Source organism: Vreelandella aquamarina, assembly GCF_900110265.1.
GTDB lineage: Bacteria > Pseudomonadota > Gammaproteobacteria > Pseudomonadales > Halomonadaceae > Vreelandella > Vreelandella aquamarina.
In genome coordinates, this window is the sequence record NZ_FODB01000022.1 from 35,364 (window position 1) to 55,247 (window position 19,884).

Annotated in this window: 17 protein-coding genes and 1 pseudogene; 10 read left to right on the forward strand and 8 right to left on the reverse strand. The window is 58.5% G+C overall.

The features are described from left to right. Window positions 1-127: 127 nt before the first annotated feature. On the reverse strand, window positions 128-751 hold the full coding sequence (locus tag BMY49_RS07845; protein WP_062374720.1) for a cytochrome b: 624 nt from the start codon (window positions 749-751) through the stop codon (window positions 128-130). After that, entirely contained in the window at window positions 744-1,676 is a 933-nt protein-coding gene (locus tag BMY49_RS07850) for a siderophore-interacting protein (protein WP_062361326.1), read from the reverse strand. Before BMY49_RS07850 ends, BMY49_RS07845 begins: the two co-directional genes overlap by 8 nt. 197 nt (window positions 1,677-1,873) lie before the next feature. Between BMY49_RS07850 and fhuB the strand changes: the two genes are divergently transcribed. From fhuB to BMY49_RS17405, 3 genes are all read left to right on the forward strand, one after another. Continuing rightward, a complete protein-coding gene (gene fhuB / locus BMY49_RS07855; protein WP_089675351.1) occupies window positions 1,874-3,865 on the forward strand; it encodes a Fe(3+)-hydroxamate ABC transporter permease FhuB in 1,992 nt (663 codons plus the stop codon). A gap of 117 nt (window positions 3,866-3,982) precedes the next feature. Further along, window positions 3,983-4,594 carry a LysE/ArgO family amino acid transporter gene (locus BMY49_RS07860; protein WP_074210953.1) on the forward strand — a complete coding sequence of 204 codons (612 nt, stop codon included), beginning with the start codon at window positions 3,983-3,985 and terminating at the stop codon, window positions 4,592-4,594. A 3-nt stretch (window positions 4,595-4,597) separates the two neighbouring features. Further along, complete coding sequence (locus tag BMY49_RS17405) at window positions 4,598-4,735, forward strand: hypothetical protein (protein ID WP_167359359.1); 138 nt, start codon at window positions 4,598-4,600, stop codon at window positions 4,733-4,735. Here BMY49_RS17405 and BMY49_RS07865 read toward each other — a convergent pair. Then, window positions 4,733-4,894, reverse strand: a pseudogene (locus BMY49_RS07865) (beta-eliminating lyase-related protein); the annotation flags it as partial. The gene BMY49_RS17405 and the pseudogene BMY49_RS07865 overlap by 3 nt on opposite strands. A gap of 142 nt (window positions 4,895-5,036) precedes the next feature. Between BMY49_RS07865 and BMY49_RS07870 the strand changes: the two are divergent. After that, complete coding sequence (locus tag BMY49_RS07870) at window positions 5,037-6,242, forward strand: NAD(P)/FAD-dependent oxidoreductase (protein WP_074210952.1); 1,206 nt, start codon at window positions 5,037-5,039, stop codon at window positions 6,240-6,242. A gap of 124 nt (window positions 6,243-6,366) precedes the next feature. Continuing rightward, window positions 6,367-6,951: a spermidine N1-acetyltransferase gene (gene speG / locus BMY49_RS07875; protein WP_089675352.1), complete on the forward strand. Its 585-nt coding sequence runs from the start codon at window positions 6,367-6,369 to the stop codon at window positions 6,949-6,951. Between the two features lie 19 nt (window positions 6,952-6,970). Here the strand turns inward: speG and BMY49_RS17990 are convergent, their stop codons facing one another. After that, window positions 6,971-7,093: a hypothetical protein gene (locus BMY49_RS17990; RefSeq protein ID WP_255319117.1), complete on the reverse strand. Its 123-nt coding sequence runs from the start codon at window positions 7,091-7,093 to the stop codon at window positions 6,971-6,973. Window positions 7,094-7,746: 653 nt separating this feature from the next. On the opposite strand from BMY49_RS17990, the gene BMY49_RS07880 reads away from it, so the two are divergent. Together BMY49_RS07880 and BMY49_RS07885 are read left to right on the forward strand one after the other, a co-directional pair. Continuing rightward, on the forward strand, window positions 7,747-8,550 hold the full coding sequence (locus BMY49_RS07880; protein WP_089675357.1) for an alpha/beta fold hydrolase: 804 nt from the start codon (window positions 7,747-7,749) through the stop codon (window positions 8,548-8,550). Between the two features lie 43 nt (window positions 8,551-8,593). Continuing rightward, a complete protein-coding gene (locus BMY49_RS07885) occupies window positions 8,594-9,361 on the forward strand; it encodes a metallophosphoesterase (protein ID WP_089675353.1) in 768 nt (255 codons plus the stop codon). A 99-nt stretch (window positions 9,362-9,460) separates the two neighbouring features. Here the strand turns inward: BMY49_RS07885 and BMY49_RS07890 are convergent, their stop codons facing one another. The 4 genes from BMY49_RS07890 to BMY49_RS07905 form a co-directional block, all read right to left on the reverse strand. After that, window positions 9,461-10,399, reverse strand: coding sequence for a cation diffusion facilitator family transporter (locus tag BMY49_RS07890; protein ID WP_089675354.1), 939 nt, complete (start codon window positions 10,397-10,399; stop codon window positions 9,461-9,463). Window positions 10,400-10,531: 132 nt separating this feature from the next. Then, entirely contained in the window at window positions 10,532-10,906 is a 375-nt protein-coding gene (gene nirD, locus BMY49_RS07895; protein WP_044628971.1) for a nitrite reductase small subunit NirD, read from the reverse strand. A 28-nt stretch (window positions 10,907-10,934) separates the two neighbouring features. Next, entirely contained in the window at window positions 10,935-13,460 is a 2,526-nt protein-coding gene (gene nirB, locus BMY49_RS07900) for a nitrite reductase large subunit NirB (RefSeq protein ID WP_089675358.1), read from the reverse strand. A gap of 17 nt (window positions 13,461-13,477) precedes the next feature. After that, the gene (locus tag BMY49_RS07905; RefSeq protein ID WP_089675355.1) at window positions 13,478-14,797 is read right to left on the reverse strand and encodes an NAD(P)/FAD-dependent oxidoreductase; all 1,320 of its coding nucleotides are present in this window, start codon (window positions 14,795-14,797) and stop codon (window positions 13,478-13,480) included. Window positions 14,798-15,434: 637 nt separating this feature from the next. On the opposite strand from BMY49_RS07905, the gene BMY49_RS07910 reads away from it, so the two are divergent. From BMY49_RS07910 to arfA, 3 genes are all read left to right on the forward strand, one after another. Next, window positions 15,435-18,158 carry a nitrate reductase gene (locus BMY49_RS07910; protein ID WP_089675356.1) on the forward strand — a complete coding sequence of 908 codons (2,724 nt, stop codon included), beginning with the start codon at window positions 15,435-15,437 and terminating at the stop codon, window positions 18,156-18,158. Then, entirely contained in the window at window positions 18,118-19,014 is an 897-nt protein-coding gene (gene cobA, locus BMY49_RS07915) for a uroporphyrinogen-III C-methyltransferase (RefSeq protein WP_044628974.1), read from the forward strand. The genes BMY49_RS07910 and cobA overlap by 41 nt, the downstream gene beginning before the upstream one ends. 296 nt (window positions 19,015-19,310) lie before the next feature. After that, window positions 19,311-19,460: an alternative ribosome rescue factor ArfA gene (arfA, locus tag BMY49_RS07920; protein ID WP_074210948.1), complete on the forward strand. Its 150-nt coding sequence runs from the start codon at window positions 19,311-19,313 to the stop codon at window positions 19,458-19,460. Window positions 19,461-19,884 lie beyond the last annotated feature (424 nt).

Here is a 19,884-nt window from a genome sequence, read left to right on the forward strand (position 1 = left end):
ATTATGCCTCACCTTAGGCCGCGCTTGCTACCCCAGCCAACCACGCAGCCGTTGGCGAGGGGATGAGTAGGCGGCAGTGTTGCGCTGTGCACTACTCGAAAGCTGTGCGGTGGCTTTGCTCAATGCTTCACCGCCCCCTTGCCCCCACCATACGTGCCAGTACCCGGTCTTTGAGCCAGAAGCGGTGAATCAGCGCCATCGTGATGTGGCCGATGACTAATCCACATAACAGCCACGAGAGCGGGCCGTGAAGGAGCTTGGCTGGGGCGATCATCCAGGTGATGTCGCGTTCCGCTTCGGGCAGCAGCTCCATGCCATAAAAGCGTAGTGCCCCGCCGCGGCCGTACTGGCGCAAAATGGCGAAAGCAGGCAGCAACAGCAGGAGCGCATAAAAAGTGATATGTACAAGGCGTGCTATGCGGCCATCCCATCCGAGCGGCTGCGGAGGACGCTGCTTGCGGTTGACCCATGCCCAGCCAAGGCGAGCCAGCGTCACGATCAGAATCAGAAACCCTAACGAGCCATGAGGCCCAATGCTTGCCAAAAACAGCGTGATAGCGTTTCCGCCCATTCCCCGCCAAGCCAGCAACACAGTAAATTGCAGCGTGACCAGCGCGGCGGTCTGCCAGTGAAGCGCACGGCTGACCCGCCCATAGCTGTCAGGGCTGTCTCGCCAGCCAATAGGCGTTTGAGCTGGCTTGCGTGTGAGATCACTGTTTAACGCCGTGTTGTTTGCCGTTCCTTTAACCATTGGCCTTGCCCTGGCGCCAGTAGCCCATGCTGGTAACGTACTGCTTGGGTAGCCCGCACTCGTTGACTAAGTAGCGACGCAGCTTCATAGCGACCTTGGTTTCAGCAGCTATCCAAGCGTAGAAGGGAGCTCTGTCATCCAGGGTGGCGGGTTCCCAGAGTGGGCCGTCCTCATCGTCGCTTTCGTCGTTGCTAGTGGCTGCCGTAGGCACGCCGCCTAGCGCTTGAATTTCCTTATGCAAATCAATATCGCGCACTGCTCTCATCAGCAGCTCACCGTGTTGGCAGCCGGGTTCAGCATCGCGGGCCAGCCAGTGCAGCTTAGCGGCTTGGGGCAGCGGCTGAACGTCGTCACTGCGAGGCACTTCGAACAGCGCTTCGACCCTGGGTTTGAGCGGCAGGTCATCAAGAGTTTCAAGAATGCCTGCGGCGGCGGGGAGGGCGGTTTCATCGGCGATGATCAGAATACGGCGTACACCTTGGGGCGGCTTCCACTCGTAGCCCAGCTTTGGGCCTTCCGAGTTAGCGTCGGGGGCTGTCATGGCAAGGCGGTCACCTGGGCGGGCGTGCATAGCCCAGCGCGATGCGGGGCCATTGTCGCCATGGAGTACAAATTCTACGTCCACCTCTGCCTTCTCCGGCCGCAGAGCGCGAATGGTGTAGGTGCGCGCAGAGGGGCGCTGTGCATCCGGTAGTGCGCGGTAAGCGCCGTACCAGTCATGCTCTTCCAGCTTGGCAATCTCAAACAGCGGATCGAGACTACCACCGCCTTCGGGGAAGAACAGCTTGACACGCTGATCCGGTGCGTAGGTCGCCATATGGCTGACTTCCGGGCCAGTGAAAGTAAACCTGACTAATGAGGCGCTGACTTGGGTGCGTCTGGCAAGGGTGATATCGAAAAGCCGATAGCTCGGTTTGGCTGCCATGATGGGGTTCCTCATGCGGAGACATAAATCAAGGGGGCAATTGTAGTGCTAATTATTATCATTTAGAATCTTCGACAGTCATTCACGCGCTCATTTCCATGCACTCGTTTGCTTATATCCAAGGTCACTCCCATGACGCAGCCGCCTGCCCTCGCTCTTTTGGTGAATCGTCCCGCCACCACCAACGGAGGGGCATCATGCTAGGCGCTGCTCAACGAATGGGAGGAATGACCCCCGCGAAAGCTTGTCTGTTGCTGAGCCTGCCGATGGTCGTGCTGTTTTGGGTCGGTCTAGAGAGCCAAGGCGGTTTTGCGCTGGGCCTAGAGGCATTAGTGACCCCTTCTTTCGAGAATGTCGACGAGCTTCTGCTCTATTACGCCTGGTGGCCGCGCCTCTCGATCGCGCTGTTGGCCGGGGGCGGTTTGGGGCTAGCGGGCGTGCTCATGCAGCAGGTGCTGCGCAACCCGTTGGCGTCACCCACCACGTTGGGGGTGGCATCGGGCGCTAATCTGGCGCTGATGACCGCTACCTTGCTGGCGCCAGGGTTGTTGGTGGTGGGGCGTGAGTGGGTCGCCTTGTCGGGTGGCGCACTGGCGGTGGGGCTGGTGTTCCTGCTCTCCTGGCGGCGCGGTTTGGCCCCTGTTGTGGTGGTGTTGGCGGGCCTGGTCGTTAATTTATACCTGGGCGCACTCTCCACCGCGCTGTTGCTGTTTAACCACGAGGTGCTTTCCGGGCTGCTGATTTGGGGCGCGGGATCGCTGGCTCAAAATGGTTGGGATGGCGTGGCGTCGCTGGCTCCTAGGCTTGCCATTTGCGGCTTGGCGGCATGGCTGCTGCTGCGTCCTTTGGCCGTTTTAGAGTTAGACGACGCCAGCGCCAAAAGCCTGGGGATTTCGCTGAAGCATTTGCGCTTTGCCGGGTTAGGGCTGGCGGTTTTCATCACCGGTAGCGTGGTGAGTGTGGTGGGTATTATCGGCTTCATTGGTTTAGCGGCTCCCAATATCGTGCGTATGGCGGGGGCACGCACGCTGCGTGCGCGTTTGCTCTGGTCGACGTTATTAGGCGCCGTACTGCTGGCCACCACGGACCTCTTACTGCAGCGCTTTTCCGGCATGGTGGCGACGCTGATTCCCACCGGGGCCGTGACGGGCGCCTTAGGCGCACCGCTGCTGATGTGGTTAATTCCGCGCCTTAAGCTGCAGGGCGACCGTCCTCCCCAAGCAACCGGCGTGGCGCTCACGCGCCACGCCGCGCCCCATCGGTTAGCCACTGGGCTACTGCTGGCGCTGGTGGCAGCTATGGTGGCGGGCCATTTGGTGGGGCAAGGGGCCAACGGCTGGAGCATCATCGCCCCGACGAATTGGGGTGTGATTGAGTGGCGCTTTCCGCGCGTGATGGCAGCAGCGGCCAGCGGTTTGATGCTGGCAATAGCGGGCACTATTCTGCAGCGCCTTTCGGCTAACCCTATGGCGAGCCCCGAAGTGCTGGGTATCAGCGGTGGCTGTGCCATTGCACTGATTTTAGGTATTTACCTGCTCCCCGCCCCCAGCAATGCCCTGCTGGTGGCGATAGGAACGCTGGGGGCGTTGGCGACGCTGCTTGTGCTGGTAGCGCTCAACCGTAAGAGTGGCTTTGTGCCTGAGCGTTTACTGCTCAGCGGCGTAGCGATTAGCGCGCTGTTCGATGCGGTGCGCAGCGTGCTGCTGGCGGGCGGTGACCCGCGCGGCCAGCAGGTTATTGCGTGGCTGGCAGGCTCTACTTATTACGTGGATGTAGGCAGCGCGCTGCTCGTAGGCAGTATTGCGGCAGGGCTTGCGTTGGTATCGCTGCCGTTCACCCGCTGGCTAGATATTATGCCGCTGGGTACCGCCACAGCGCGTTCTCTGGGCATAGGTCTGAACCGTGCGCGCCTAGCACTATTACTGCTGGTCGCCTTGCTCACCGCCTGCGCCACGCTAGTGGTGGGGCCACTCTCCTTCATTGGCTTATTGGCCCCGCACATGGCTCGGCTACTGGGCTTCTCCCGCGCCCGACAGCACTTAGTAGGCGCTGCCTTGATCGGTATGCTGTTGATGGTGCTGGCCGACTGGGTAGGCCGTCAAATCATGTTCCCTTATGAGATTCCGGCAGGCTTAGTGGCTTCGCTGATCGGCGGCGCCTACTTTATGTGGGGGCTGCGGCGCTTATAAGCGCTTAACCTGAGCGTGTATAAGCTGCGCTAATGAGCTATTAGCAAGATGATTTTTTGTTATGTCAACTTACCCTTACCCTAGCGCTTTCTTAACTCAAGCATAAGGCGAGCGGCGATGTGGGAAAGCTACCTAACGGGTTTAGTGGTGTGCGGCGGCATTATCATGGCGATTGGGGCGCAGAACGCCTATGTGCTGGGGCTGGCCATTCGTCGTGAGTATCACTGGTGGTCGGCGGGGCTGTGTATGAGCGCGGACATCATTCTGCTTACGGCGGGTATGTTTGGTGCCAGTGCGTTTTTGCTCACCATGCCTAACGCCATGGAAGCCATGCGCTGGGTGGGCGTGCTGTTCTTGGCCTGGTTAGCGGCACAAGCGTTATGGCGAGCTGCCAGTGGCCGTGAAGGCTTAAAGGCCAACAGCGCCAAAGCGCGCAGCTTGCGCGGCGTGCTGCTGGCAACTCTGGCGGTCACGGTGCTTAACCCGCAAGTCTATCTCGATACGCTGCTGTTAATTCCCGCCATTGGCGCTCAGCAGGAGAGCGCCGGTGTGTTCGTTGCCGGAGCGTCAACGGCGTCGATTCTTTGGTTTAGCTTGCTGGCCTGGGGCGGCGCGGCGCTGTCGCCCTGGCTCTCCCGCCCTGCGGCATGGCGCACCATCGATGGGCTGATTGGCCTGATGATGGCTGCCATCGCGGTGCACCTGGCGCTCGGCTCGGCGCTGTTGTAGGGGTTGATTGACGCGTTATACCTGATCGAAGTAGCGCTTGATGATATCCAGCACCTGCTCAATATCGCTGTCGCTGATATCACGATGCACCACCATCTGTGTGGCGTAGAGCAGCTCTATCAGTACGCCGTGCTCTTATAGCAGCGCGGCTTCCTTACCTGATCGCTCGGCCAGCGTGGCTTGAAAGGCATTCACCGTTGGGTCGTCGCCCCACGCATTATCGTCCAGCGGTGCTGACATCATAGCGTCTCGCATGGCGGCGGTAGGGCGTGTCACCGTATCGCTACGTAAGTCGATCATATAATTCTCTCCCGGCGGCCCTCCCGAACAGGGCACTATGGATATAAACAGCTATGGTTATCGCAAACATGGTTATCGCAGACATGGGTCATCGTTTGTATAACCAACTCCTACCGCATGGCAACCTAGCATAGGCAATTAGATGGATCTTAAAAGTGGTTACCCGTTTTGGACGGTGAAAAATGGTCTGTTAACGGCTTTCCCGCAGCTTACCCACGATCACCAAACGGAAACGGTGATTATCGGTGGCGGTATTACAGGGGCGTTAATTGCCGACGAGCTAAGTCGCCACGGTCATCAAGTGGTGGTTCTTGAACGCAGGGACGTAGGGTGGGGCAGCTCTGCTGCCAGTACGGCGCTGCTGCAGTACGAAATTGATACCCACATGGTCCATTTGGCCGAGCAGTACGGAGAAGCTAATGCGGTGATGGCTTATCGTAGCTGTGCCGAAGCGATTCATTCGCTGGAGCGACTCGCGGCGGAACTTGGCAATGTGGCGTTTAGCCGTCAGCAGAGCCTCTATTTTGCCAGTCATGACGGAGATGTGGCGGCCCTGAAAGCGGAGCTTGCGATGCGCAAGCGCTTTGGCTTTGACGTTGCCTGGCTTGACCAGCGTGCGCTTGAATCCGACTACGGTTTTTCAGCCCCAGGGGCGATTCTTTCCTCGTTGGCCGCCAGCATCGACCCTTACCGTATGGCGTATCATCTGCTGGAAAATGTGGTGCGGCGTGGCGGAGGTGTGTTTGATCGCACACAGGTCGAGCGGCTTGAGCCGAACGCCGAGGGTGTCGAGGTGATCTTGCGCAACGGAGCGACGCTGCGCTGCCAACAGGTGATTATCGCAGCGGGTTACGAGAGCCAGTCGTGGTTGCCTGAACCGGTAGCCGAAAATCGCAGCAGCTACGCGTTTGTCACTGACCCGTTGCCTCTTGAGGTGCTGGGCAAGCTAAGCCATACCCTGGTGTGGGAGTCGGCGCGACCATATCTCTACCTACGCTCTACCCAGGATGGGCGGCTGCTCATCGGCGGTGAAGATGATGAGGAAGATATTCCGGAGTGCCGGGATGCGCGTGTGATGGAAAAAGCCCAGACGCTGGCCGCAAAGGTAGAAGCGCTCTGGCCGGGTTTAAAGATCAACCCGACGTTTTGTTGGGGCGGCACCTTTGCGGAAACGGACGATGGTTTACCCTATTTCGGGCCTCATGAGGCGCTAGGGCCACGGGTACATTTTGCCATGGCCTATGGTGGCAACGGCATTACCTACAGCATGATAGGCGCACAACTGCTGCGCGCGCTCATTGAAGGCCGTCAGCACCCGTTAAGCGCGCTATTCTCATTTCAGCGGTAGTGTCTGGCCAATCACCTAACGGTAAGTAAACCGCTACACTACGAATATGGATGAATGTGTGCTTTGTCAGCAGGTGCGTCTTGCCTGCTGGTGAGCATTATGTAATTGATAAGTGAGTGTTTTCATGAGCCCCACCCTGTTTTTACGTGCTCTAGAGCGTAACGATCTGCGCTTTGTGCATGAGCTCAACAATAATCAGAGCATTATGTCGTACTGGTTTGAAGAGCCTTATGAGTCGTTTGATGAGCTTGAGGAGCTGTATAACAAGCATATTCACGACAATGCGGAACGGCGCTTTGTTGCCGAAGACAGCACGGGCCGAGCCATTGGCTTGGTGGAGCTCATTGAGATTGACTACATCCACCGCAGCGCCGAGTTTCAAATTATCATTACCCCAGAGCATCAGGGCAAAGGGTTCGCACGCTCACTGATTCGCCAAGCGCTGCACTACTCCTTCACGATTTTGAATCTGCACAAGGTCTACTTGATCGTAGCGGTACAGAACGTCAAAGCGATCCATCTCTACGAGGAGAGCGGGTTCATCGAAGAGGGCCACTTGGTACAGGAATTCTTCATCAACGGTCAATACCGTGACGTCAAACGTATGTATATCCTTCAGGAGGCGTATCTGGCGCAGTTGGATCAGCAGCCCGTTGAAGAGGGGGGAGTCATGACACCCCACGTCTTGGTCGTTTGCCAAAGGCGCTGACCAAGACGTAGTCAGCGCCTTACTGCTGACGCATATAGGCAGCTAGGGCGTCGAACGCGGCGCGTTGCTGCTGCGCGCGTTTTGCCCACACTTCCATGACATCGACTTCCATTGCCGGGTGTTGATTAGAGGCATTTTGCATGGCGAACACTCCTGGTGCAGAGGTTGAAGAATCATTTTTGTTATACGCAGTTTGCTTTGTGCAATGCAGCAAGATAGCTGTGATGTGAATATTAGGCGCTTTTGCAAGGCGTGGCTAGTCAAAAAGATGTAAGTGATATGCCATGGCATGTAAGAAATAGCTTACAAAACGGGACAAAGAAGCGCTGCTTCTTCCTAGCCTGTTGAATGGAAAAGATTTTCATAATACAAAAAAGCCGACAGAGGGTGTCGGCTTGGGGTGTTATCTTTTCGTCTATAGGGGATATAACAGTCGAGCAAAACGCTCGTTAGCAGTAAAAGTTGGCGAGTGCATCATTGGCGGCGCGCTGCCACTGCGCCTGACATTGCCAAAACGCGAGCACTTCATCATTACGTGCTGGGATTGCCTTTATGATTGTCATCACATGGTCCTCCTGTGGGACAACCTTACCAGTATAGTCTCTTTTTGTTGCGGTGCAGCATTTCGTTGAGGACGACGTGCTCAAGAGATACACAGCATGGCGATGCTTAGTGAAAAAGCGTTCACCTTGGCTAGCTGGGTGGGGCTGCCGCTTAAAAGCAACTTCTTAAAACGTTAGCGGCGTACTACATGCTATGTTGGCTGTGAGCTCATTACACACTAACAACATTAAGATGACATCAATGCCCGCTATTCACCATCAAGACCGCTGGGTAAGCGCTCCCGACGGTTGCCTTTATACTCGTAGGTGGCAGCCAAATAATCCACGCTCGGATGTCCCGATTGTGCTGTTTCATGATTCACTGGGCTGTGTAGAACTCTGGCGCAGTTTTCCCGCGGCGCTATGTACCGCCACGCGCCAGCCGGTGATTGCCTATGACCGGCTAGGATTTGGCCAATCAAATGCCAGCGCAACACCGCTACCACTGAGCTTTGTTGACGATGAACCCACGGGAAGCTTTGCAGCGCTACGCGAGGTCTACCAAATCACACGCTTTATCGCCCTGGGCCATAGCGTTGGGGGGTGCATGGCGGTGCACTGTGCTGGAGGTTACCCGGATCAGTGCCAAGGACTGGTGACCATTGCTGCCCAAGCGTTTAACGAAAACCGCACACGGCAGGGGATTGAGGAGGCAAACGTTGCCTTTCAGGCGCCGGAACAGTTCGCCAAGCTGGCCAGGTACCACGGCGACAAAGCCCGCTGGGTACTCAACGCCTGGGTGGACACATGGCTAAGCCCCGCGTTTGCAGAGTGGTCACTCATCCCAGCGCTTGAACAAGTACAGTGCCCGACACTCGTGCTGCATGGCGAAAAAGACGAGTACGGGTCTCATCGTCAGCCTGAGCGTATTGCCCGCTATACCCAAGGTCCCGCTCACTGCGAAATGCTGCCCGGCATCGGTCATATTCCTCATCGGGAAGCCGAAGCCGTGGTGGTCGAGTTTGCCCGCCAATTTATCGCTCGCCTTGCCTATTAACGGCTTAATCTCAGGCCCATGTAAGCATAATGAGAGACGTTCTATGCGCTTAAGAGTTTTATCCGATCTTCATTTAGAACATTTTGACGGACACCGCGAACTGCCGCCTGCCGAGGCGGATGTGGTGGTGTTGGCAGGGGATATTCATCGCAGAGCAGAAGGGTTGGCATGGGCACGGCAGCAGTTTCCCGACCTGCCGATTCTCTACGTGCCGGGCAACCATGAGTTCTACGGCACCAGCATGCCGCTGCTGCGCCAAGAGCTAGCGCTAGAAGCTGCTCGGTATGATATTGAGCTGCTAGATAATCGCAGCGTGACCATTGGCGAAGTACGCTTTTACGGCACGACGCTCTGGACAGATTTTGCGCTCTATGCCGACGACCCCACCCGCAATCCATTAGACACCGAAGCGAAAGCACTGCGCTACATGCCTGATTTTCGCATCATTACCACGGCTCCCGGCCAAGTGTTCACTCCCCAAGCCAGCCAAGACATGCACCGTGAGGTGCTGGAGTGGTTGAGTCGCGAGCTTCAACAGCCTTTCGATGGCCCCCGCGTCGTGGTGAGCCATCATGCTCCATTGCACGGTTGCATTCCCGAACAGTATATAGGCGACGCGCTCTCGCCCGCCTTTGCCTCCCACCTCCCGCAACTGATGGGCAAGATGGACTTGTGGATTCACGGCCACGTTCACGAACCGGTGGATACACGACACAGCGGCACCCGCATTATCGCCAACCCGGGCGGTTATCCAGAGGAGTTTTCGCCGCCGCTGTTTCGACCTGATTGGGTGGTCACGGTAGGTGAATAAGGGCTGAAATGACGCGCTGCTCTATAACCTAGCTACACTCCTACCTGTGACGATAACAGTTGCTCATACAACTACAGGGAGTGATAGGCGATGGAATTTTTAGTTAGAGTACTTTTTCACTAACAGCCCACAAGAGGGCGCTGCCCAGCGGTTGTCAGCGGTGAACACCACGTCGCACACCACTGGCGAGTAGTAGCGGCGTACTTCTTCATCGATGCGCTGACGCAGCGCGTCTTGGTTTGCCAATGTCGCCTCTGGGAGGTCTTTGGGGAGTACCACGTGGACGATGACGTAAAGCAGGCGGCCGGGGCGCACCATACGCACGCGCACTTCCAGGGTGTCGATATCGGCAAGGCCACGGGCAACGGCTTGGCGCACCGGTTCGGCGACGGCTTCTTCCGGAGTTTTGTTGAGCAGCTCTCTTAGCGCTTGCGATGCCATGCGCACGGGGACCCCCAGGCAGAGAACGACGACCGCAATGACCAAGACCGAATCGATGTAGGGAAGAACAGCCCGCCAGCCGAGACGATCAAACAGCATCACTAGGCAAAAAGCCACCAGGACAGCCCCTGAAATCACGCTATTGACCAGCCAGTTGAGTTTGTCGGCGGCCACCAAGGGGCTACTCACATGGCGTTGACTACGCTGCATGACCCAGGCAGTGAGCGAGCAGGCGGCGGTCGCGAACAGCGCATAAATCACCGCAAGCCCTGCGGAAATTTCTCGCCCACCGGTAAGCAGTGCGGCCACGGCATCCACCAGTGCGAAGATCGATACCCCAAAAATCAGCAAACCTTTGCATAAATTAACCAACGACTCGAAGTAGCTGTAGCCAAAGGGGTACGACTCGCTATCTGGGCGGCTGGCAAGCTTGCTGACCTTGATGGTCACCAGCGCTACGCTAAAGTAGATAAGATTGAACAAGCCATCCAATAGGATGGCCTGGGAGTTCGAGGCCAAGGTGGCCACGATACCGGCACAGCCAATGAGCAGCGCCATGAAGGCGGAAAAGGCTAACGTACTGGATTCTGTCTTCACGAACGTATGGCTCCCATGCCTAGCGAATCAAGAGGCTGGGAAGCATAGCAACATCAAGGTGGGAAATGTCAGTGGTTTATACCACAGTAAAATAACGCCGCTTGGCGGCGGCGCTATTTACTGGTGAGTCTATTAGCCCTCAATCCATACTTCATCGCCCTTAAAACCCACGCGCCAGACGCGTAGCTGTTGGCTGTCGTCCTCCAGGCACTGCCCATCTTCCAAGCGGAAGTGCTGTTTGTAGATCGGAGAGGCCACCGCGGGGCTGCCCTTGATGTCGCCGACGATACCGCGGGCAATCACATAGGCCTTCGAGAAAGGATCGAAGTGATCCAGGGCATAGAGTTCTTGCGCGTGGCCGGGCAAATAGAACAGCGCCACTTGGGCGGGGCCTTCCGGTGTGCTCAGCCATGCGGCAACGCCGGAAAAGGCCACGAGGTCTGCTCTGGTGCAGAGCGGCTGCCAAGTGTCGTTGTGGTTCGATAGTTTGAGTGCGGTGGCGGTCATGGTCGTCCTCGATTCGGTGGTCACTGGGTTAAGCAGGGCGTAGCTGGCCGCGCTCGGAGGTCATGATGATGGAAGGGTCGGGCCGTGCATCGTTCACGAAGTTTCTAAAACGCTTGAGCTTTTCGGGGTCGCTGATGGCGTTGGCCCACTCGCACTGGTAGCTATCCACCACATGCTGCATTTGGCGCTCCAGCTCATCGTTGATACCCAGGCTGTCTTCCAGAATCACCTCCTTCAGGTAGTCCAGGCCGCCTTCCAGGTTTTCCCGCCATACCGAGGTGCGCTGCAAGCGGTCGGCGGTGCGTACGTAGAACATCAAAAAGCGGTCGATGGTGCGGTAGAGTTGCTCGTCATCTAAATCGGTGGCGAAGAGTTCCGCATGGCGGGGGCGCATGCCGCCGTTGCCGCACACGTAGAGGTTCCAGCCGTTTTCGGTGGCGATAATGCCAATGTCTTTGCTCTGCGCTTCGGCGCACTCCCGGGTACAGCCGGAAACTCCGAACTTGATCTTGTGCGGTGCGCGCAGGCCCTTGTAACGGTTCTCTAACTGAATCGCCATGCCCACGCTGTCCTGTACGCCGTAGCGGCACCAGGTACTGCCGACGCAAGATTTCACGGTGCGCAGCGACTTGCCGTAGGCGTGGCCGGTCTCAAAGCCTGCTTCAATCAGTTCGCCCCAAATGGCCGGCAGGTCTTCCAGCCGTGCGCCGAACAGGTCGATGCGCTGGCCGCCGGTAATCTTGGTGTAGAGCTGGTATTTCTGGGCCACTTGCCCCAGCACCACCAGCTTATCCGGGGTGATTTCACCGCCGGCGATGCGCGGCACCACCGAGTAGGTGCCGTTTTTCTGCATATTGGCCATGAAGGTGTCGTTGGTATCCTGCAGCGGCACGTGGGCGGCATCGGTAATCGGTTCGTTGAAGCAGGAGGCGAGAATCGAGGCCACCGCTGGTTTGCAGATATCGCAGCCCAGGCGATGCGTCTCTTGATTGCCGTGTTTCTGCATCAGCTCGCTAAACGTCTTGATGCCTTCGACTCTTACGATGTCGTAAAGCCCTTGGCGGGTATGGGCGAAGTGCTCGCAGATGGACTTATCCACCTCAACGCCGCGAGCTTCCAACTCATGGTCCACCACGCTTTTGAGCAGCGCCGCGCAGCCGCCGCAGCCGGTGCTGGCTTTGGTGGCACCTTTAACGCTGCCAAGGTCCGCTGCGCCCGCGTCGATGGCGCTGCAGATGCTGCCTTTGGTCACGTTGTGGCAGGAGCAGATCATTGCCGTTTCCGGCAAGGCATCCGGCCCCAGCGCCGGGGCAGCACCGCTTTGTTGCGGCAGAATGAGCGATGCGGGTTCCTTAGGCAGCTCGATGCCGTTGGCGTAGTACTGCAACAGCGTGTCATACACGCTGTTATCGCCCACCAGCATGGCCCCCAGCAGCTTCTTACCGTCGCTGGTGACGACCAGTTTGCGGTAGACCTGAGTGAGCGGGTCGAGGTAGCGGAACATGCGGGCGCCAGGGTTCTGGTTGCCGTGGGCATCGCCAATGGAGCCGACATCCACACCCAGCAGTTTTAGTTTGGTGCTCATATCGGCGCCGCTAAAACAAATATCGCCCCCCGTCAGCGTGGCGACGGCCGTTTTGGCCATTTGGTAGCCAGGCGCCACGAGGCCGAAGATGCTCTGGTTCCACAGCGCTACCTCGCCGATGGCGAGGATGTTCGGGTCGCTGGTGCGACACTGGTCGTCGATCACCACGCCGCCGCGCTCGCCGATGCTCAAGCCGCACTCTCGGGCGAGGGTGTCTTGCGGGCGAATACCGGCGGAAAAGACGATCAGGTCGGTTTCTAGCACTTTGTCGTCTTGGAAGACCATCCGCAGGCGGCTGTTGTCGCCGGGTTCAATACGCTGTGTGGCCCGCTCGGTGAGTACCTGAACGCCCAGGGCTTCGATTTTCTCTTTCAGCAGCTCACCGCCTTCGCTATCTACCTGCATGGGCATCAGTCGTGGGGCGAACTCCACCACAGCGGTGTCCAGGTTCAGTCCGCGCAGCGCGTTGGCGGCTTCCAAACCGAGCAAGCCGCCACCCACGACCACGCCGTTGGTGGCGTTTTTGGCCGCTGCCTGAATGGCATCCAAGTCATCCAGGGTGCGGTAAACCAAGCAGCCTTCGCTGTCGTTGCCGGGAATGGGCGGCACAAAGGGAAAAGAGCCAGTGGCCAGCACGAGCTGGTCATAGGCGTAGTGGCCTTGTTCGGTCACCACCAGCTGCTGTTCGCGGTCAATCGCGGTGACCGCTTCGCCGCTGCGTAGTTGAATGCCGTGGGTGTGGTAGTAATCGGCGTCGCACAGCGCCAGTGACTCCGCATCGCGGCCGCTAAAGTACTCGGATAAGTGCACGCGATCATAGGCGCGGTGGCGCTCTTCGCCAAACATCGTCACCTCAAACTCCGCCAGCGCGCCGCTTTCTACGAGCTGCTCGGCAAAATGGTGGCCGACCATGCCGTTGCCTACAATGATCAACTTTTGCGTGTTGGAAGACGTGGTTGGAGTAGACATTGTGTGATTCACCATAGCTAAGCCGCCTCACGGGTGAGAGATAAAGGGGATGATAGGGTGTCGAGAGGGTTATCGAAATGGTTGTCGAGCGCTGTTTGGGCATCGGTTGCGCCAAACAGCAACAGGTGGCGGCACGCGGTGAGATCGGTCGCGGCCAGCGCCTGCTCGAAATACCAGGGGCCGTGGCGGGTATCGCCATACAGCACCGCGCCGATAAGGCGGCCTTGATGGAGCAGCAGGCGGCAGTAGTCGCCGGTTTCCGGGTCTTGGTAACGAAGCTCTTCGTGCTTAGCGGCGGCCTCGGTGGGGCCAAAGGCAAACAGGCTGACACCGCTGACCTTGAGTTTGGTGGCCGTGGGGGCTTCTTGATACGCCGCTGGCGTTTCACCACACAGCACGGCAGCCAGCACCTCCACCTGCCGCCAAATGGGTTCCACCAGCCCGTAAGTGTGCTGCTCGAACTGGCAGCATTCGCCCAGCGCATAAATGTGGTCGTCTGAGGTGGTGAGGTGCCCATCCACCACAATGGCGCGGTCGAACATAAGCCCGCTTTGCTGGCCTAGCTCCGCATTGGGGGTAATACCCGCCGCGACAATCACGCTGTCGGCAGCTAGCTTCCGGCCATCGCTTAGTGTGACCGACTGCACCTGCCCGTGGCCGTTACCCTCCAAGGCAGCAAGCGATGCGCCGGTTTCAATGATGATGCCACGCTCGCGCAGCGTGGCTTCCAGCAATTGGGCGGCGGTGGTGTCTAGCTGGCGGTTCATCAACCGCTCGCTGCGCTGTAAAACGCTGACGGTGAGCGCGCTACCGCCGCGTTTGCGCAGCCCTTCAGCGGCTTCCAATCCAAGTAAGCCGCCGCCAATCACCACGGCGTTGCCGCCTTGCTGAGCAATAGCTTCTAAGGCGTCGGCATCGCGTAGGTCACGAAACGTATGAACACCGTCAAGCGTGATGCCAGGCACCGCTGGCAGCGTGGGGCGCGAGCCAGTGGCCATCACTAATCGGTCATAGCTTAAGATGTCGCCGCGATGCGTGAGGAGCAGGCGGCGTTCGCGGTCGATGGAGGTCACGCGGTCGCCAAGCGTCAGTGTGATGTTGTTATCGGCGTACCAGGAGGCGTCTTGCAGAGTGAGCGCCTCAGGCGCCAGTTCGCCCGCCAGTAAAGGAGAGAGCAAAATGCGGTTATAGGCAGGTACCGACTCCTCACCCACCACTGTGATACGGCGGGGGCGCTGCGGATGGTTAACCAGCGCTTCAAGTAGTCGGTGGCAAGCCATGCCGTTACCGATAATGACGAGGTGTTCGTTCGGTGAGCACCGGGAAGCGGTTTCCATAGGTAGCTCCTGTGGTTGAAGCATAATGTTCAGCAAATAAAAAAACGCCCCTGACACAGCCCTTTCAAGAAGGGAGTATCAGGGGCGTCGTTGCCCGTTAGCGTCGTTGATAACGCGCAGCAACCGCCGTTGGCTGCCGAGCTGTCTTATCTTATGGTGAGCAAAAAGCCCGCCAGCTTTTGCCGTCGGTGGATTTAATTCAGCCTAATCAGGGTATTAAGCGTTTTTGAGGAGGCGGCAGGCCGCTCATGGTTAGCTAGGTTTGCCCCACTTTGGTGCTTAAGCGGCGGTTAATGCACTCTCTTCAGCCGCTTATTCGACAAAGAGCATTCCTTTGGCGAGTAGTAGAAATGCAGGCTGCGTTTATAAATTATTGTTTATTAATTATTTTAATGGTTTTAGCGCAGCGTGGGCGCAGGGTTTGCAGTTATTCCAGTAACAAGCAACAACGGCTCAGTGCAGGGTCTTTGCCCATAACGATCACAACGACTAATTGCGTCGAACAATACCAACTGCAGCAAATCACTGATGAGTACGGCACCCGGTAAGCGGTGCCCCTGAGACAACGGCGTCCAGGCAGGCTTCTTTCGAGGCTGGCTTGGGCGCTTTTTGCTTTTTAACGCCGGAGGAAACTGCCATGCCACAGGCCAATCGGCTCGCCCGAACCACCTGCCCCTACTGCGGCGTCGGCTGCGGCGTTACCGCCACGCTGGAGAACGGGCAGCTCATCGCCGTCGAAGGAGACCGCGAGCACCCAGCCAACTATGGCCGCCTGTGCGTGAAAGGCACCGCGCTGCACGAAACGCTAGGAGAGCAGGGGCGCTTGCTGAAGCCGCGCGTGGACGGCCAGGAGGTCTCTTGGGAGCAGGCGCTCACCACCACCGCCGAACGCTTGCAAGCGCAGCGCAGCGCCCATGGCCCGCAGTCGGTGGCGGCGTATCTGTCTGGGCAACTCTTAACCGAAGATTATTACGTTGCCAACAAGCTGTTTAAAGGCTTCTTGGGGACCCCTCACCTGGATACCAACTCGCGGCTCTGCATGGCATCTGCCGTGGCGGGCTACAAGCGCGCCTTTGGAGCCGATGCGGTGCCTTGCAGCTATGAAGACCTAGAAGAGGCAGAGCTGGTGGTGCTGGTAGGGTCTAACCTTGCCTGGAATCACCCGGTGCTCTATCAGCGCTTGAAGGTTGCCAAAGAGCGCAACCCGCTGATGCGGGTCGTGGTGATTGACCCCCGAGTGACTGACAGCTGTGAGATCGCTGATCTCTACCTGGGCATTCGTCCAGGCAGCGATGCTTACCTGTTTAACGGGCTGTTGGCGTGGATGGACGCCCACAATCGTTTGGATAGCGTGTACCTAGAACGCCACACCGAAGGGCTGGAAGATACGCTGAATGCCGCTCAGCAGAATTCAGGCAGCGTAGAAGCCGTCGCCCGCGAGTGTGATGTAGACCCCGAACGTTTAGAAACCTTCTACTACTGGTTTGCCAGCCAGCTACACGTGGTCACGCTCTACTCCCAAGGGGTGAACCAATCCTCTAGCGGAACCGATAAGTGCAACGCGATTATCAACTGCCACTTGGCCGGCGGGAAAATTGGCCTGCCAGGGGCAGGGCCGTTTTCGATTACCGGCCAGCCCAACGCCATGGGCGGGAGAGAAGTGGGCGGGCTGGCCAATCAGCTAGCGGCGCATATGGATTACCACACGCCTGGCGCTCGCGAGTTAGTCAGCCGCTTCTGGACCACAAAGCATTTAACCCCGGCACTGCCTGACGCCCCGGGTTACAAGGCGGTAGAGCTCTTTGACGCCATCGAGCGTGGCGAGATTACCGCCCTGTGGGTGATGGCGACCAATCCAGCGGTAAGCATGCCGGATGGGGAGAAAGTGCGCCGCGCGCTGGCAATATGCCCGCTGGTGATCGTTTCGGAGTGCGTCGCCAATACTGACCTGCTGCCCTTTGCGGATATCGTGCTGCCCGCGTCGGGTTGGTCGGAGAAGGATGGCACGGTGACCAACTCAGAGCGGCGAATTTCCCGCCAGCGGGGGATGCTGCCTCCTCCCGGAGAAGCGAAGCACGACTGGTGGATACTCTGCGAAGTGGCTAAGCGCTTAGGTTTTAGTGAGGCGTTCAGCTATACCCACCCGTGGGAGATTTTCGATGAGCACGCACGCCTCTCTGGCTATGAGAATAGCGGCGAGACCCAGCGGCTGTTCGATATCTCAGGGCTGGTAGGCCTGGGCCAAGCGGCTTATGATGCGCTCGCACCGATCCAGTGGCCCGTGACTCAGCAGGCTCCTCGCGGCACGGCAAGGCTGTTTGAAGATGGCCGGTTTGCTACCGCGAATGGCCGAGCCAAACTGCTGCCGATTACGCCGCGACCACCGGCGCAGCCGCTGAGCGACGACTACCCGCTGCGCTTGAATACCGGTCGCGTGCGGGATCAGTGGCACACCATGACGCGTACCGCCCGTTCGCCGCGTTTGATGAACCACCGCGCCGAACCGTTCATCGAGCTGCACCCAGACGATGCTGCTCAGGCAGGCTTAACAGATCAAAGCTTGGCGACGTTGACCGCTGCCGCCGGGGAGTACCGTGGGCGGGTGCGGGTTTCCAACGCCCAGCGCCGAGGCGAAGTCTTCGTGCCGATGCACTGGACCGACTGCTTTACCAAGCAGGGTCGCAGCGGTGCACTGATTAAAGGCTATACCGACCCGCTCTCCGGGCAGCCGGAAGCCAAGCAGGGGGCGGTGGCGGTGAGTAAACTCCCCATTACTTGGCAGGCGACGCTGCTGCTAGCCAACGAGTTGGATACGCAACCATCGCCCTGGTGTCGCAGCGACTACTGGGCGCGCATTCCGATGGCAAGCTGCACCCGTTGGCAGCTAGCGGATAGCCAGCCAGTTAAGGATTGGCTGGCGCAGGTGGAAGCGTGGTGCGGCGTGCCTGTCTCTTTGTGGTGTGACGACCCGGCAACGGGTAGGCTGCGCGCAGCAGGAGTAGTGAACGGGCGGCTGCGCTGGTGGTTGATGGTGGGGCCACCCGACGAGCTGCCCGGGCTTGCCTGGCTTGAAGCGCGCTTCAATGACGCTACCCTGGAGACACAGCACCGTAGACGCCTGCTGGCCGGGTGCGATGATGGTGCTGTCGATACCGGCCCGGTGGTGTGCAGCTGCCACCAGGTTGGCCAAGCCAGCATTGTGAAAGCGATTCATGCGGGCGATACCAGCGTTGAAGCGTTAGGCGCACGACTGGCCTGCGGCACCCAGTGCGGCAGCTGCCTACCCGAACTAAAAGCGATACTTGAAGAGGAGCGGCCCCATGCGCGCGCTAAGCAAACAGCTAACACAGAAGTGGCCTGAAGCGCTGTGGCGCTTGGGTCAGCGGGCGTGGGCGCCATTTAGTCGCGATACCGCCACGCGCTTGCGCTTGCCGTTAAGCGGTGAGTGCCACCCAGGCACCGTCTATTTGGTCGGCGCGGGCAGCGGCGATGTCGAGCTGCTGACGCTGAAAGCCGCACGGTTGCTGATGCAGGCAGACGCAGTGGTGTATGACCGCCTTGTTGGAGGTGAAGTGCTAGGGCTTATTCCTCCGGGTACCGAGCGCTACTATGTTGGCAAAGCCAGCGGCCATCACAGCATGCCTCAGGCAGAAATTGGTGCGCTGATCGTCTCCCTGGCCCAGTCAGGCAAATCGGTAGTGCGCTTGAAGGGCGGCGACCCTGGCGTGTTTGGGCGCATGGGCGAAGAGTTAGCGGCTCTGGCAGAGGCCGAGCTGCCCGCAGAGATTGTGCCGGGTATTACCGCCGCCTCCGCCGCAGCGGCGGGGATGGGAATCCCGCTTACTGATCGCGGTCACGCCCAGCAGGTGCGTTTTATTACGGCTCAGCTATGCCGGGAAGGCGGTATGCCGGACTGGGCATCGCTGGCGCGTCAAGACGAGACCCTGGTGTTCTACATGGGGCTCTCCAAAGTGGCCGCCATTTGCCATGGCCTGCGCCAAGCGGGCCTGCCCGATACGTGGCCTATCATGCTGGTGGCCAACGCCAGCCAGCCCGAGCAGCAGTCCCTGGTGGGCACGCTAGCCGATATGCCCGAACGCCTTGCCGCTCAGCCGCTGCCATCGCCCTGCCTCATTATGGTGGGGAGTGTGGTGAGCATGGTGGCCCACAGCCCCGCCGCTCGACTCTCTCAAACGCAGTGCTGGCAGCAGCATTGATAGCCGAGTCGTGTTCTTTTACTAAGCGTTTTAAACGCTGGGGTTGAAGTCTTCAAAGGCTCTCCCCATATTCGTTAACACGCTATCAAACGAGGCGGTGGAGAGGAGAGTCAGGAGTGCATGACGATGTCTCTAGGTGCGATGTTGGCCAGCAGCAGTACGGTCGGCCATTCGGTATCTCATGGGGCTTATTGAAAACTACCGTGCTGGCAGGAACCGATGGCGACGCGAATGTTCATAGGAGCGGAGGCTTCCACTGCCCGGTTAAGCGTCTCTTAATAAACCAGGAGTATTCTATGAAAAAGCACAAGGTTGGCGAAAACGCGCTCAAAGCGCAGTTACGTACCCCTATGTTCAAAATGCAGCAGCAAACGCCGAAGAAAGGGAAGGGCAGCTACTCTCGTAAAGGGCGTCATGCTCAAAGAGGGCATCGCCAAGCCGCTTGAACCAGCGTTTTGGCGATGCCTTCCCCAGGCATCGCTGCAGGCAATTTGCCAGTCTGCAGACTCTCATCAGCTTTTGGCCGACCGCTAGGTCGGCTTTTTTATGGTGCGCCAGGCATGGCGCGCAGCGCCAATTAGGCGCTATCCGGTCCGCCGTGGTGGTTGGCCGGATGACTTGGGGGTGAAAGTCCCCTACGGACCCTGATAGCGGGAACCGTTAGCTGAACAGCAAGGGTGTTCGTCGTGAGGCGGAATCTGAAGGAAGCTGTAGGCAAACTCCTGGCCCGACGAACAGGAACCGCATATGAGGCAGCCACATCTGGGCGAGAGGGCCATGAAACTCGAAGCCCAATAGCTATCCAGAAGATGTGGAAGTAGATGCGGCGGGTAGATGGGAGGAAGGTCGCGCGTCTTACCCTGGGAGGCC